The organism is Paenibacillus sp. GCM10027626, from assembly GCF_042676285.1.
In the GTDB taxonomy this organism is placed as follows: domain Bacteria; phylum Bacillota; class Bacilli; order Paenibacillales; family Paenibacillaceae; genus Paenibacillus_Z.
The window spans coordinates 39,265-53,563 of sequence record NZ_JBHTHC010000015.1 but is presented as its reverse complement, the minus strand read 5'-3'; the positions used below and the strand labels follow the sequence as shown (position 1 = coordinate 53,563).

Sequence of the window (14,299 nt, the reverse complement as noted above, 5' to 3'; positions counted from 1 at the left end):
GGCCCTGTTGTGAATAGATGGTTGGAGGCGCTGTTCCAATGGGAACCGGTAGCCATCGTGGTGCTGCTCTTGCTGCTCGGCTCACTAATTCAAGGAATGAGGAGAGGTGCGTCGGGATCGGCGAGGCACCTCTTTTTCTTTGTATGGGAAGCAGTGACGGCAGTGCTTTCGCTCATATTGGCCGGAAAAATAGCTGCGCATACGACCACTTATGTCAAGGAATGGCTTATTGCGCGGGAAATAATGGTTCCGAATGAGCAGATGGGAACATTAAAGCAGCTGTGGTATACCTTTATAACCAGCTTGCGCGATTTTGAGCTGCTGCGTTTTGGCGTTCTATTTCTCCTTGCTTATATGCTGCTGCGGTTTGCGCTCAGTTGGCTGTACCCGCTTGGCGGAATGCTGTTTGATTGGCTGGAAGGAAATCGTCATCAGCGCGGTCGGCATCTGGAAAATATGAAGCAGGGATTTACCGGCCGGGCCGCAGGAGCTGCGCTTGGCACAATGATGGGAGCTGGGCGCGCTTTTATCATCCTGTCCCTCCTGTTCATTTATATTTCCCTGCTGCCTGATGGTCCGATGGTTGATTCTATACGGGCATCGGCCCTATACAGCAAGACGGCGGAGGAACTGCTGGAGCCGGTTGCAGGCGACATTCTAACGAAGCGCGGACCGGTGCTTGCCGAGGAAATGCAAGCGGAGTTTCGGCGCGTGCTGCAGCGCAAATATGAAGTGATCGATGCAGCTGTGCCTGATGATATCGAGGAAGCGGCCAAAGCCGTTGTCAAGCATGCTTCCACCGATGAGGAAAAAGCGAAAGCTTTGTATGACTGGCTTGGTTCCAGAATCGCATACGACTGGGATAAGGCCCGCAACTACACAGAACGCGGCGTATGGAAGGAGCAAAACCCTGCTGATACGTTTGCGACCCGCCAGGGCGTATGTATTGATACAGCAAGATTGTATGCTGTCATGGCTCGGACAGTGGGGCTAGAAGTGCGTGTAGTTACCGGACTTGGGGCGGACGGCAGCGGCGGATTCGGTCCGCATGCCTGGAATGAAGTCAGGCTGGCCGATCAAGGAGGCAAATGGATTCCGCTGGATGCGACTTGGGCGGCAAGCGGCAATTGGTTTAATCCGAAAGGCTTCGAAACTACGCATATTCGTGAAGCTTAATGCATGATAAAATCGTTATTAATAGAAGGAATAATGCAGAAACATGCTAGGAAAGGAGGAGCTGTGGTGGAGGAGGATCCGAAGAAACAGGAGATTAACCGGAGGCGGCATTTTTCATTCAGGCTTAATCTGTTTTTTTTCGCGACATTTTTGCTGTTCAGTATTTTGATTATACGGCTTGCCATATTGCAATTTGTGGAGGGGCCGCAATTGAAAGAGGAGGAGTCGGCATTAAGCACGAAATCGGTGCCCATTCCGCCAATCCGGGGAAATATATACGATGCTACCAATACAAAAATTGCTTTTTCCACTTCTACTCAGTCGTTATATTATACGCTGGAGTCGAAGTCGACCAAAGAAGATTCATTAAAAATGGCCGAGCGTTTGTTTGAAGCCTTTAATAAATATGGCGCCCCTGATCATGCGATTACGTTGGAAATGATCGTTAAAAATATGGACCTGGATTTTAGGAAAAACATTCTTTCCGTGCCGCGCCGGATAAAAACCGGACTGACGGAAGACGAGGTCGCGTATTTCCTACAAAATAGGGACAAGTATAAAGGCGTTGACGTCGTTGAGGAAAGCATTCGCCATTATGATCCCAATTCAGTGGCTGTGCAATTGGTCGGTTATTTGAAAAAGTTCAGCGGCGCCCAGCAGCTTGATAAATATAAAGGGCTGGATAAAACCAAAGATGCGAAGCTCAAATATTTGCCGCAAGAAGACGTCGGATATGATGGGCTGGAAATGATGTACCAAGACGAGCTGCGCGGCAAAAACGGCGTGAAAATATTTCCGATTAACTCGGTCGGCAAAATTATCGGCTTGCCTGAAATCGTTAAGCCTGAAAAAGGGAATAACCTTCATTTGACGATTAACCGCGACGTGCAAATGAAGACAGAGCAGGCAATTTTAGACCGGCTCCAATGGCTGCAGACGACGACCGTTGCGAAGAAGCAGCAGAAGAAGGCGAAGACGGGCTACGCGGTAGCGATGGAAGTGAAGACTGGCAATGTGGTGGCGATGGCCAGCATGCCGGACTATGATTCGAATGTGTGGGAAGACGGTTCAATCAGCACAGAAGATTGGGATAAGATAAAAGGCGTTATGGGCAATGGCACGATCCGCTCAATTTACGGCCCCTATGAAAATGACGAAGAGGTCAAAGAGCTCACCTCCTCAGTAGTGCCGCTCGGTTCCACGCAAAAGCCGCTTTCTGTACTGGTGGGGTTGAACGAAAAGCTGTTTACCGTAAATGACAGATATAATGATGACGGCGCATTTTATTATGGTAAAGAAGGAACGCATCGCCGCGCGATTAGAAACTCGGGCGGGCACGCCTACGGCTGGCTGGAACCTTGGAAGGGGATTGCCAAGTCGTCCAACCCGTTTATGGCGAAAATGGTGGGCAATGCCTTGTACTTCAAATATAAAGGCGATGAAGGCGTCCATGTCTGGGATAAATACATGAAGCAATTCGGATTAGGCGTACTTACGGAGAGCGGGCTGCCTGGCGAACAAGCAGGTATCGTCAACTATTTTCACGAGTCTGAGGTTGCGAGTCCGCAATCGGCATTGATTCAGGCTTCATTCGGGCAGCAAGGTCGCTATACGACCTTGCAATTAGCGCAATATACGGCGATGCTGGCCAATCGCGGCAAACGGATGAAACCGCAATTTGTCAGCAAAATTACCGATTCCGAAGGTAAAGTAGTCAAAACGTTCAAGCCGGAAATTTTGAATACGGTCGAATTTCCGCTTGCCTATTGGCAAGAAATCGAGAAAGGGATGTCGCAGGTTAAAGCCGTTGCCTTTGACGGCGCAGCTTACAAAGTGAACCGCAAAACCGGTACATCAGAGCAGGAGGTAGCCGGCAAAAAGATCGACAACTCCATCTTTATCGCCTATGCGCCGGCAGAGGATCCTGTTCTGGCTGTCGCAGTCGTAGTGCCTTTCGGCGGCTTTGGCGCGGATGCGGCGGCACCGATTGCCCGTGAAATTTTTGACGCTTACGATTATGAGATCGGTCTGCACGGAGTTCCGAAAAAATCTACAGAGCAAAAAGCGGCTGATGAAAAGCAGACGGCAGCCGGGGAGTGATGAACGGAGGGTGAGCGCTAGCGTACGCTCGCCGGAACAGCTTGACTGAAACTGGAGGGAATTCCATGACACAGATAAAACTGGTAGCGCTCGATATGGATGGAACGCTGCTGAATGATCAGCAGGAAATTAGCAAGGAAAATGCCTATTGGATTCATAAGGCGCTTGATGCAGGAGTAAAGGTCTGCTTTGCCACGGGCCGCGGCTTTCCCAGCGCGGTGCCGTATGCCGAGCAGCTTAAGCTGGATACGCCTATGATTACGGTCAATGGCAGTGAAATCTGGCATAAGCCATATGAGCTGTTCGATCGCACATTGATGTCGCCTCAGCTGGTGCGGAGGCTGCACCGGCTGGCCCTGCAGGAGGAAGAGTGCTGGTACTGGGCTTACACGGTCAAAGGAATTGTCAATAAAGAGACGTGGATAGAGGCCGATTACGAGCAGTATGAATGGCTGAAATTCGGTTTTTATACGGAAGACCGGGCTGCCCTGAAGCGGATTTTGCATGAATTGTCGCAATGGGAAGAAATCGAAGTGACGAATTCGTCGCCTGACAATATCGAAATCAATCCTGCCGGTATATCCAAAGCGGGCGGCATTCGCAAGCTGTGCGCACTGCTTGGAATCGAGATGTCGCAAGTGGCTGCGATGGGCGACAGTATGAATGATATCGCGATGATTCGCGAAGTAGGACTCGGCGTTGCAGTAGGCAATGCCCAGCAGGCCGTCAAAGAAGCGGCCGATGAAGTGATCGTCACCAATAATGAGCATGCAGTAGCGCATCTTCTTCAACATTTTGTACTGAAAGGAGAATGATGCGATGGAAATCGCCGGCTGGATCATCGTCATTATTCTGTTCATCGTCGGCATGGGAGGCGCAATATTTCCTTTGCTGCCGGGAGCGCTGGCCATTTACCCTGCGTTTTTCGTCTACGGATTTTTTATCTCCTTTAAGCCGTTCGGCTTTTGGTTTTGGACGATTCAAACGCTGATCGTAGTCGTGCTGTTCGTAGCGGATTACGCGGTTAATGCCTGGGGAGTAAAGCGATTTGGCGGCTCTAAAGCGTCGGTCGTCGGCAGTACGATCGGCGTTATTATCGGCCCCTTTGTTATACCGGCCTTTGGGCTGCTGCTGGGGCCGCTGCTAGGCGCAATTATGGGCGAGCTGTTCGCCGGCTCGAATCTCGATAAGTCGCTCAAGGTTGGCTTCGGTTCGGTAGTCGGACTATTTTCAAGCACAGTCGTCAAAATTATTTTACAGCTTATTATGATTATTTTGTTTTTCATCTGGATATAAGACGATTCGAGCACGGACAGGACGGGCCCAGGCATAAAGCAAGCGTCAAAGCCATAGAACCGCAATTTATGAAGCAGGGAGATCGGCAATTGTTATGGTAAAGAAAGACTCCTTGATAAAAGGAACAATTATTCTCGCAGCGGCGGCGCTCGTAGCCCGGGTACTCGGGCTGTTTCAGCGTGTGCCGCTCGATTATTTATTAGATGCAGCGGGAAATACCTATTTTAATGCAGCCAACAATGTCTATTTATTGCTGCTTGTCGTTGCGACCGGCGGTATTCCCAGTGCGATAAGCCGAATGGTATCCGAACGGTATGCGCTGGGGCGCGTGACGGAGGCCAAGCAAATATACCGTGCAGCATTATGGTTTGGAGCTGCTGCCGGTATCGTCATTGCCATTTTGCTCTTTATGCTTGCCCCTGTTTTCGCACAGTGGACAGGAAAGGAAGATGCAGATCTTGCGATAGCGGCAATTGCCCCGGCGCTGCTAGTCTTTCCGGTTATTGCTATGATGCGCGGCTACTTCCAAGGCAGACAAATGATGATGGCCGGCGGCATCTCGCAAATTATCGAACAAATTGCGCGGGTTATAACCGCGATTGGCCTAGTAGTTCTTATATTATCATGGGGCTGGGGGCAGCGCTGGTTAGCCGCTGGCGCCGCGTTCGGCAGTGTATTTGGCAGTCTGGGCGCTTTTGCAGTCATGCTGTACTATGCCCGCAAGCTGCGCAAGCAGGATGCGCTAGAGTCCGGCAAAGGGGAGCAAGCGGAGAAGGATACAAGCCGCAATTTGCGCTTTCGCACCATTTACCGCGAGCTGTTTTCGATATCGGTGCCGATTGTTATTGCCGCGATGACGGTTCAGTTTATTTATTTTTTTGACACCAATTTATCTTCTCATTTATTCAATGCCTTCTATGCCACTGAAAAGGAAGCGGAGCGTGCATTATTTTGGCTCGGTACTAGGGCTCAGGGGGTCGCCGGCATTCCGCCAATTTTGGCAATTGCCCTCAGCTCCTCGATTATTCCGGTCATTTCCTCGGCGTTCTCCGTACAAAATATGGGAGAAGTTCAGCGCCAAACCTCGCTCGTGATGCGGATCGTCGTCTTTACCGGCGTTCCGGTCGCTTTGGCGTTAACTGTAGGAGCGATTCCGACAACCGGATTTTTCTTTTCCGATGCTGACGGCAGCGGAGTAGTGGCCGCGCTGACGGCAGGAACGATTTTTCAAATTACGATGATGACGAGCAATTCTGTGCTGTTCGGGCTCGGCAAGGCCAAGCTGCCCATGCGGCACACAATCATCGGGATGATTGTAAAAGTAGCGGGCAGCCTCGCTTTGACGCCATTGCTCGGCGTTTACGGACTTATTATTGCCTCTACCCTTTGCTTCCTGACGATCGCTTCGCTCAATTTTCGGGCTATACGCAAAGAGGTTCCTTTCTCGGTACTGGGCAATCGGTGGATGGGCTACATAGCGACGATTGTACTGGCAGCCGGTACCGCCTGGCTTGCTGATTGGGGCACGCGGACGTTGCTTGCGGATGTTCCGGCCAAAATCGGTTATTTTACGGCCGCGGCAATGACCGCCATCGTTTTTATGGCGGTTTACCTGGTGGCACTCGTGCTGTTAAAGGTGGTCACGGCTGAAGATATGCGTCAGTTCCCGGGTCCGCTGCGGAAGCTGCTGGCTCCGGTTATGAAACTTGCAGGTCGACAAGCCCAAGGGTAGCATTCCATAAATCCCCTCTTTATGATAGAATAGACATTGGTCTTTCAACCCATGGAGAGGGGATTTATCATTGAAAAAACGAATAAGCGGCAAACGCTCGGTTTGGTTGGTTATGCTTGCGGCTATCATGCTGATTGCTGCAGGGTGTCAAGCAGTTGGCGGGCTTGATCTTAATAAAACGCTTAAACAGGCGTTTCAGGTGAATGCTTACGAGGGAAGTCAAACGATCGAGCTTAAGCTGCAATTCGCAGAAGATGCGCTCCGCGGCGCGCCGGCTGACGAAACTGCACTTATGCGCATGCTTTCCAATATGAAGCTTCAGCTTGATGACATTAAAATGAAGGATGCAGACCATCTGTCGGTGTCCGGTCTGCTAGCGCTGGACAACAAGCAAATCGGCTTCTCAATTGCAATGGACAACAAGCTGGCCGTCCTCCAGCTCGATGGAGCCAAAGCGCCGATCGTGCTTGAACTGAGCGATGACGGGAGCTTGATGGAAGGCTTGAGCCAGGAGTCGATTACCGCGGCAAGCAAGCAAATGGTAGAGGCTGTTGCCAATTATGCTATCGATAATCTGCCTAACCCGTCCAAAATTACAGCAGCTTCTGTACAAGAAACAGTGCTTGGCGAGTCGCTTTCACTCATGCATGTGCAAGCTGAGCTTTCAGGCAAGGAGATCTGGACTTGGATCAGCTCCTATTTGGAGGCACTGCTAAAGGATGAGCAAGGACTTAAGAAGACTTTAACGACAATCTATGAGCTGGTACAAAGTCAGACCCCGACGATCGAGGCGGTGGGCGGAGACAATATTTTTGGCACACTGCTTGATGAGGATTCGGACGAAGCGGTTGCCGATGCGTTCGATTACTTTCTTGAAGGGCTTCGCCAAATGAAAGACGGAATGAAAGAAATCGAGCAGGATCCTGAGTCCGGCTTTGATAAAATCTTTAATCCGAACACGTATGCTAAAGCGGATGTTTATGTTGACAGCAGCTTGAATATTCGCAAAGCTATCATGGAAGCGGCAATAGTGCCGAGTCTTGAGCAGGAGGAAATTGACTCTGAATTTCCGCTGCAAGCTATACATTTCCGCTCGATTACAGAAAGGAAAAATATAAACGGAGAAGTGACGACAGATAAAGTCACCCGGCCAGGCAATGGGCTGAATCTGGAGCGGCTGGCGGAAATGGAAGGCTACGAGATATTGCAGCAGTTCGACCCCAAATCGGCAATATATAAACTATTGCGCAACGATATGCATATAACGCGGCAGCAAATCTACATGCATCCGGAATATAGCTATGTACCTCCGGTTGTTCTTCCTTCAGGAATTACCCTTGTGCCGCTGCGAGATACGGCTGAGCGTCTTGGAGCATCGCTGAAAGCTACAGCAAAAGCGAAAAAAATTACCGTTCATGACCCGGCAACGGCAACAACGATCCAACTGGCCAAGGGCAGCGATCAAGTCTATGTCAACGGCAAGAAGCAAAAATGGTCGTTTCCGGTTACGGTCATCAATGGTGTAACCTATGTGCCCGGCCGTGATTTTGCAAAAGCGCTGGGCGGCAAGATTTATTGGGAAAACGTTACTTACGATTGGGAAACCGGTAATTACGATAAGTATTTGATCTTGCAACGCGAGCCATAATATAAACCATATCTGGATTATGAGTATTAAGGGGATGGCCAATATGGAGCAAATTAAAACCGATGAAGCTTTTCGTTCTGCTATTGCCTCCGGGCGATTAACGGTGGCGGTATTCAAGACAACATGGTGTCCGGATTGTCATTTTATTGATCCATTCATGCCGGAAGTAGAGCAAAAGTACGCTGAGCAGCTTCGTCTGATCGAGATCGACCGCGACGACTTGCCGGATCTCTGCAGCGAGTTGAATATACTCGGTATTCCGAGCTTCATCGCCTTTAAGAACGGCCAAGAGGTAGTGCGATTCGTCAGCAAGCTGCGCAAGTCACGTGAAGAGATTGAACAGTTTCTGGAGCGCGCTTTGCAGGTTAGCGATGCATTGAACAGTTAACGATGAAAGAAACTAAGTCCGCAGGCTTGTCCTGCGGACATTTTTCATTAGGCGTACTGCATTTCCTTAGCCTTTCCGTAACGATTGTCCGATGTGTGACAATCCGCGGCATGATCGTTTCTATTAGGCGCATGTTCACATTTTCAACATGGTTTTTGCCGGTTGATATCGTTATAATTGAAATGATCATTTGCGGAAGTAAGGTGATAACTAATGGTATCCAGTCGGTTTCGCAGACTTGCTGCAGCGACATGTATAGGGATGCTTCTTGTTTTGCTGGCCGGCGCGCTTGTGACGAACACCGGATCAGGACGGGGCTGCGGCGATGATTGGCCGCTTTGTAACGGCAAATTCATTCCCGCTTATACAGTAGAATCGTTAATTGAATATTCCCATCGATTAGTAACAGGGGTAGTCGGATTGCTTGTACTAGCATCCTTTATTGCCGCTTACCAGCTATATCGGCGCAATGGTTATCGTGAAGCGCTTTGGTATGCAGCAGGCTCTGGCTTTTTTACCGTATTGCAAGCATTGCTCGGAGCCGCGGCTGTCATGTGGCCGCAATCGCCGCCAGTAATGGCGCTTCATTTCGGGTTCTCGATCATGGCTTTTGCTTGTACGATGCTGTTGTGGGTTTGGGCTGTACGAATGAATAAAAACGGTGCGGCAGCAGAGGCAGTGATTAAAGTGCCTCGATCGGTCTATATATGGTGTTTGTCGATCATTGTTTATTGTTACTTTGTTATTTATTTGGGCGCCTTCATTCGTCATACGGAATCGGCAGGGGGGTGCATCGGCTGGCCGCTGTGTAACGGTGAAGTCATTCCAAAGCTTGAAGGTGTAACCGGCTTAGTGTTCGCACACCGGGTAGCGGCCTTTATATTGATGGTGCTGGTCGCCTATCTGACCTATCATGTGCATAAAGCATGCAGGACGAATGCGGAATTAAAGCGTTCTGCCATGATTGTACTGGCGCTTATCATTATTCAAGTGCTTAGCGGAGGCTTGCTGACCTCGACGATTACCAATGAAGACGCATTTGTCTTTACCAGCATGCTTCACAACTTAATTATTTCCTTGTTTTTTGGATTTTTAGTTGATTTGACGATACGTGCAGGAAAGTGGCGTGAGCGAAAAAACTAAGGCAAGGCGAGGAAGGAAAGCGAATATTTGCCTGCATGGTGCATGCTTTTCGCCGGGCATCCTAATTGTCAGGAAATAGGCAGCAGGGGAGATGAGCTTAAACGAATGTTGAGAATGTTATTTAATGAGCCTCCCCGTGTGGCGGAAGGTCAGCTGCTGCAAACAATACAAGCGATGGAGCAATTTAGCGGCTTGCTGCGCAAGCAATTTGGAGCGGCAGCGGACGCAAGTAAAGATCGCGGGTCTCAAGCTGTACAGCGATTGCGCAAGTTTGAAGTATGGACCTACGGTTTGATGGCTTCGCTGGATGAGCTGGAGCAAAGCCAGTATGCAGCGGTTCAATTTGCCCGTTCTATTCATTCTGCGACCATTAAAGAAATGTCGCCAGAGGAACGAATGAGTTATTACCGCCATGTCTATTTTGATAAAAATGCCTTTATTCGGGTGTTTGCATTGCTTGATAAATTAGGCACGTTATTAAATGACGTATTTGAGCTGCAAACGGAAAGGATCAAGCCTCACTTTTCCTATTTTACTGTGCTGCGCACAATGCGGCAGCGAAATAAAAACCAGGCGCTAACAGATCAGCTGGTGGAATTAAAGGAACGCTACAAGGAGCCGGTAAGCCGGCTTCGCAAGCGGCGCAATACAGAGATTCATTACATGAATTCCGAGCTGGAGGATGATTTGCGGCAAAGCTCCCAGGCTTTCAGCTCACAGCTGCGGCTGGAAAATTTGCAGGCTCAGATGGATGATTTGGAGCAAGGGATGCAATTTGTAATGAAGACATTGCATTTATCGTTTTCGGCAATGGCCCAGCAGATGAGAAAAAGAAAATAATATGCTATACTTCTCCAAGGATGTTGCTTTTACACGAGGAGGGGAACCGTGGAGCTACAGGGCAGAACAGCATTATTGACAGGCAGCGCCAAAGGGCTGGGCAAAATGACAGCTTTGGCGCTGGCGCGTATGGGCTGTGACATTGTGCTGAATTATGTGAACAGCGAGTACGAGGCGTTAACATTGGCAGAGACGATTTCTCGCTTAGGTGTTAGAGCGACTGCAATTCGAGCCAATATCGCCAATGAACTGGAAGTAGGAGAGCTGGCCGCAGAGGCGCAGCAATGGTCCAGAACAGGAACAATCGATATTTTAATCAATAATGCAGGTCCTTTTATTAGGGAAAGAAGATTGTTTGGCGAATATAAGGAAGAGGAAATTGTCAGTCTGATGAGCGGCAATTTGTTAGGCGTCATGCTGCTTGATCACAAGCTGCTTGCAGGCATGCGGCAGCGCAGCTGGGGACGGATTATTCATTTTGGCTTTGGTCATGCCGGCGAAGGCCGGGCTTGGCCTCACCGCGCTGTCTATGCCGCGGCAAAAACGGGGCTGGTTTCCTTTACCAAAACATTGGCAGTCGAGGAAGCGCCGCACGGCATAACCGTACATATGATTTGTCCGGGAGATATTCGCGGCGACAATAAAGAGCGGACAATTGCAGAAGTGATTGGACAGCGCGATGAAGAATCGCCGCTCGGCAGACCGGGCAGCGGAGAAGATATTGCCAGAGTGATTGCCTTTTTATGCCTGCCCGAGTCCGATTACCTTACCGGCAATATTGTTGATGTAACCGGCGGCTTCGATCCAATCAAAACAACGATTCCCAAGTAAATGTTTAAAACAAATGCAAAAGAGTCTTGCCAGCATGCAGCTCGATGTCGATGGACACAGAGAACATGACCGGCAAGACTCTCTTATTGTGATGCGTTCGCTTTACTTGAGCGATGCGCGCTCATTAGAATACTTGCATAACCTCTTGGATGCCTTCTACTTCTTCAAGCAAAGCGCGTTCAATGCCTGCTTTAAGGGTAATGGTCGAGCTTGGGCAGCTGCCGCATGCGCCAACCAGACGAAGCTTAACGATTCCGTCTTCTACATCGACGAGTTCAACGTCGCCGCCATCGCGCTGCAGAAACGGACGAAGCTTGTCAAGAACGTCCAATACTTCATCATACATTGTATTTTGTACATTTTCGCTCATTGCATTCAACTCCTTTCTTCTTTATTATATTACAAAGTAAGTTAATTGAAAATGGATACCATCGTAAGGATCAGGTGAATAATCGATGTCAAAACCAACAATCGAGTTTTGTGCAAGCAATATGCATCACGGAACCGATCGCATCATGACTCGTCTTGAACAAAATCCGCAGATGCAAGTCATCGAATACGGTTGTTTGGGAAACTGCGGCGAATGCTACTTATATCCTTTTGCACTGGTTAATGGGCAAATTATCGCCGCGGACACAGTAGATGAGTTATATGAACAAATAATAAAGGCTGTTTAGCAAGATGCATCAGTCTGGAAGCTAAGGATATTTTAACCCAAATGATGCTTGGACATCCACAGCACACCGCTTTTTAGTACACGGGGCACTCTTCCCAAGATTGGAGTTTTTCCCATTAATCCGAAGCCGGCTTTTTTGCCGAGCGAGCCGAGAACGCCCTTCAGCTTGATTTTTGGAAGCTGGGGCGTTTTGTCTGCCCAGATGGCTTGCAACACCATGGCAACCTGCTTGCCCTGCGCTTCGGCTGCCTGTCCGCTCGGCGAAAAGGGGAGGGATGCACAATCACCAACGATATAAACATTATTATATTCCGGCAATTGATGATATTCATTAATGATAAGCCGCCCTTGATTGTCCTTCGGCAAATCCAGCTGTTGTACAATCGGCACAGGCTGAATGCCGGCAGTCCATACAGTAACATCTGTATAAATAGGTTCCGCATTGTTCGAATCGTGTAAAATGCCTTGCTCCAGCCGGGTCAAGCAAACATGGCCCCGCATCTCAACGCCGTGCTCGAGAAACCAGGAGGACACGTAATCCTGCAGCTTGGCTGGAAATGCAGACATTACCGATGATCCCCGATCCAGAATGCGGATGTTAAGATCAGGCCGACTTTCGCGCAGCTCGGCTGCAACTTCAACGCCGCTTAAGCCGCCGCCGACAATTGTAACCTGGCCGTAAGGCTTGACATCGTTAAGCTGCTGATACGTTTTTCTAGACGCGGAAAAGGTTTGGATGCTGTTTGAATATTGCTCGGCCCCTTCAATACCATGGTATTTATCCGTGCAGCCAAGTGCGACGACAAGCCATTCATATTCCAGCGGATCTTGATCTTCAATAAAAACTTGCTTTTGCTCCAGATCAAGACCGGTTACTTCGCCATAAGTTATAATTAACCGGGGGTCGGACGGAAAGGCCACCCGCAGGTCTAGATCGGCAACAGTACCTGCAACCAGGGCGTAGTATTCAGTTTTTAAGCCTTGATGCGGCATCCGATCGACAAGCACAATACTTGTATCGTCAGGCAATTCTCCAGCTAGAAGATCTTGAGCGACTGAGAGGCCGCCATAACCGCCACCTAAAATAACAATGCGTTTCATGAGATCTCAACCTCTGTTCTGCTGTAATGTAGGTAATGACGATATGCAGATTTCATGTTCGGTTCCATATAGCTGTAGTATACGCGAAACAAGCTACTCGTACACTTTAACTTCATTATAGAAAGTGTCGCGCTCTACAGGAATACGCCCTGCTCCTTTAATCAGCCAGACTAAATCCTCGCGGGTAATGCCTTCCGGCGTCAAAGCTCCGGCCGCGTGGCTAATGCGCTCTTTAACGATTGTACCGTGAACGTCAGAGGCGCCCATCGTTAACGATACCTGGGTGAGCTGGGTTCCGATATTAATGAAGTAAGCCTTAATATGCTGGAAATTGTCCAGCATCAAGCGGCTGATGGCGATCGTTTTCAAGTCTTCAAAGGCTGAATTGCGGCGTCTGATACTTGCTTTTGGACTGATCGGCTGCATCGAAAGCGGGATAAAGACCAGGAAGCCATTCGTTTCATCCTGCAGCTCGCGAATTTGCATCATATGCCAAATGCGGTCCGCATGCTTCTCAACAGAGCCGTAAAGCATCGTAGTATGGGTACGCAAGCCCAACTGATGAGCCGTGCGATGAACGTCCAAATACTGGGATACGTTTGCTTTCTCTACACGCATTTTGCGCCGGTATTCATCGGATAAAATTTCCGCGCCGCCGCCAGTCAAGCTTTTCAGCCCGGCTTTCATCAGCTCTTCCAGCACTCCCCGATAGCTGAGACCGCTAATTCGCGAGAAAAAGTCAATTTCAGCGGCTGTATAGGCCTTCAAAGTGACATCTGGATAGCGATCATGGAGTGCCTGCAAAGAATCTACATAGTATTGAAACGGAACATGCGGGTTATGGCCGCCTACAATATGAAATTCACGGACTCCTGGATGAATATGCTTTTCAACATAATCGATCATTTCTGCGCCGCTTAAAGTATAGGCCCCTTCTTCACCTTCATCTTTGCGGAAATTGCAAAAAGCGCAATGAGCTTCACATACATTTGTAAAGTAGAGGCTCATATTTTCGATAAAATACACCTTATTTCCGTTTTTGCGCAAATTAACTTCATTCGCCAGCTGGCCGATCGTTAATAAATCATCGGATTGATACAGAAAGACGCCATCCTCGTGAGTCAGCCTCTCGCCTGCGCGGACTTTCTCGCTAATTTGCTGCATTTGCGAATGTTCATTCGGGATAATAATATTCATACATGTTGCCTCCTGTCCTTGAGCGCCAATAATGCTCCTGCATACGGCGTACATTGTGAAAAAAAGAACGTTCTCTGGCCGGATGTGTTAATTGCATCGGCGGCACACTGTTTTCATTATAAACCTTCTATTCACAGAGCGGCAACCCATAAAAAGTTTTCAGTCTCATCC

The 14,299-nt window shown here is 49.0% G+C and carries 14 protein-coding genes; 11 read left to right on the top strand and 3 right to left on the bottom strand.

What is annotated here, in order from left to right; all coding sequences use genetic code 11:
- Positions 1-9 precede the first annotated feature (9 nt).
- The 10 genes from ACFQ0N_RS25270 (at position 10) to ACFQ0N_RS25225 (ending at position 11,154) form a co-directional block, all read left to right on the top strand.
- The gene (locus ACFQ0N_RS25270) at positions 10-1,176 is read left to right on the top strand and encodes a transglutaminase domain-containing protein (protein WP_379331545.1); all 1,167 of its coding nucleotides are present in this window, start codon (positions 10-12) and stop codon (positions 1,174-1,176) included.
- A 66-nt stretch (positions 1,177-1,242) separates the two neighbouring features.
- Entirely contained in the window at positions 1,243-3,276 is a 2,034-nt protein-coding gene (locus ACFQ0N_RS25265; protein ID WP_379331542.1) for a peptidoglycan D,D-transpeptidase FtsI family protein, read from the top strand.
- 65 nt (positions 3,277-3,341) lie between these two features.
- Complete coding sequence (locus tag ACFQ0N_RS25260) at positions 3,342-4,091, top strand: Cof-type HAD-IIB family hydrolase (protein WP_379331540.1); 750 nt, start codon at positions 3,342-3,344, stop codon at positions 4,089-4,091.
- Positions 4,092-4,095: 4 nt separating this feature from the next.
- Complete coding sequence (locus ACFQ0N_RS25255; protein WP_379331538.1) at positions 4,096-4,572, top strand: DUF456 domain-containing protein; 477 nt, start codon at positions 4,096-4,098, stop codon at positions 4,570-4,572.
- A gap of 94 nt (positions 4,573-4,666) precedes the next feature.
- Positions 4,667-6,304 carry a putative polysaccharide biosynthesis protein gene (locus ACFQ0N_RS25250; protein ID WP_379331536.1) on the top strand — a complete coding sequence of 546 codons (1,638 nt, stop codon included), beginning with the start codon at positions 4,667-4,669 and terminating at the stop codon, positions 6,302-6,304.
- 70 nt (positions 6,305-6,374) lie between these two features.
- Positions 6,375-7,952: a copper amine oxidase N-terminal domain-containing protein gene (locus ACFQ0N_RS25245; protein ID WP_379331534.1), complete on the top strand. Its 1,578-nt coding sequence runs from the start codon at positions 6,375-6,377 to the stop codon at positions 7,950-7,952.
- Between the two features lie 43 nt (positions 7,953-7,995).
- Positions 7,996-8,340 carry a thioredoxin family protein gene (locus ACFQ0N_RS25240; protein ID WP_379331532.1) on the top strand — a complete coding sequence of 115 codons (345 nt, stop codon included), beginning with the start codon at positions 7,996-7,998 and terminating at the stop codon, positions 8,338-8,340.
- Between the two features lie 213 nt (positions 8,341-8,553).
- Positions 8,554-9,483, top strand: coding sequence for a COX15/CtaA family protein (locus ACFQ0N_RS25235; RefSeq protein ID WP_379331530.1), 930 nt, complete (start codon positions 8,554-8,556; stop codon positions 9,481-9,483).
- 105 nt (positions 9,484-9,588) lie between these two features.
- Positions 9,589-10,323 (top strand): Cthe_2314 family HEPN domain-containing protein, encoded by a 735-nt coding sequence (locus ACFQ0N_RS25230; protein ID WP_379331528.1) that lies wholly within the window; start codon positions 9,589-9,591, stop codon positions 10,321-10,323.
- Between the two features lie 105 nt (positions 10,324-10,428).
- The gene (locus ACFQ0N_RS25225) at positions 10,429-11,154 is read left to right on the top strand and encodes an SDR family oxidoreductase (RefSeq protein ID WP_379331830.1); all 726 of its coding nucleotides are present in this window, start codon (positions 10,429-10,431) and stop codon (positions 11,152-11,154) included.
- 124 nt (positions 11,155-11,278) lie between these two features.
- On the opposite strand, the gene ACFQ0N_RS25220 is transcribed toward ACFQ0N_RS25225, so the two are convergent.
- The gene (locus tag ACFQ0N_RS25220) at positions 11,279-11,524 is read right to left on the bottom strand and encodes a NifU family protein (RefSeq protein WP_379331526.1); all 246 of its coding nucleotides are present in this window, start codon (positions 11,522-11,524) and stop codon (positions 11,279-11,281) included.
- 85 nt (positions 11,525-11,609) lie between these two features.
- On the opposite strand from ACFQ0N_RS25220, the gene ACFQ0N_RS25215 reads away from it, so the two are divergent.
- Entirely contained in the window at positions 11,610-11,831 is a 222-nt protein-coding gene (locus ACFQ0N_RS25215; RefSeq protein ID WP_379331524.1) for a YuzB family protein, read from the top strand.
- Positions 11,832-11,863: 32 nt separating this feature from the next.
- Here the strand turns inward: ACFQ0N_RS25215 and ACFQ0N_RS25210 are convergent, their stop codons facing one another.
- Positions 11,864-12,931 carry an NAD(P)/FAD-dependent oxidoreductase gene (locus ACFQ0N_RS25210; protein WP_379331522.1) on the bottom strand — a complete coding sequence of 356 codons (1,068 nt, stop codon included), beginning with the start codon at positions 12,929-12,931 and terminating at the stop codon, positions 11,864-11,866.
- A gap of 93 nt (positions 12,932-13,024) precedes the next feature.
- Entirely contained in the window at positions 13,025-14,128 is a 1,104-nt protein-coding gene (gene mqnE, locus ACFQ0N_RS25205; protein WP_379331520.1) for an aminofutalosine synthase MqnE, read from the bottom strand.
- Between the last annotated feature and the right edge of the window lie 171 nt (positions 14,129-14,299).

Excerpts from the sequence above, each read along its gene's own strand:
- ACFQ0N_RS25220 (WP_379331526.1), bottom strand. The coding sequence starts at position 11,524 with ATGAGCGAAAATGTACAAAATACAATGTATGATGAAGTATTGGACGTT.
- ACFQ0N_RS25260 (WP_379331540.1), top strand. The coding sequence starts at position 3,342 with ATGACACAGATAAAACTGGTAGCGCTCGATATGGATGGAACGCTGCTG.
- ACFQ0N_RS25235 (WP_379331530.1), top strand. The coding sequence starts at position 8,554 with ATGGTATCCAGTCGGTTTCGCAGACTTGCTGCAGCGACATGTATAGGG.
- ACFQ0N_RS25230 (WP_379331528.1), top strand. The coding sequence starts at position 9,589 with ATGTTGAGAATGTTATTTAATGAGCCTCCCCGTGTGGCGGAAGGTCAG.
- ACFQ0N_RS25215 (WP_379331524.1), top strand. The coding sequence starts at position 11,610 with ATGTCAAAACCAACAATCGAGTTTTGTGCAAGCAATATGCATCACGGA.
- ACFQ0N_RS25250 (WP_379331536.1), top strand. The coding sequence starts at position 4,667 with ATGGTAAAGAAAGACTCCTTGATAAAAGGAACAATTATTCTCGCAGCG.
- mqnE (WP_379331520.1), bottom strand. The coding sequence starts at position 14,128 with ATGAATATTATTATCCCGAATGAACATTCGCAAATGCAGCAAATTAGC.
- ACFQ0N_RS25255 (WP_379331538.1), top strand. The coding sequence starts at position 4,096 with ATGGAAATCGCCGGCTGGATCATCGTCATTATTCTGTTCATCGTCGGC.
- ACFQ0N_RS25225 (WP_379331830.1), top strand. The coding sequence starts at position 10,429 with ATGACAGCTTTGGCGCTGGCGCGTATGGGCTGTGACATTGTGCTGAAT.
- ACFQ0N_RS25210 (WP_379331522.1), bottom strand. The coding sequence starts at position 12,931 with ATGAAACGCATTGTTATTTTAGGTGGCGGTTATGGCGGCCTCTCAGTC.
- ACFQ0N_RS25240 (WP_379331532.1), top strand. The coding sequence starts at position 7,996 with ATGGAGCAAATTAAAACCGATGAAGCTTTTCGTTCTGCTATTGCCTCC.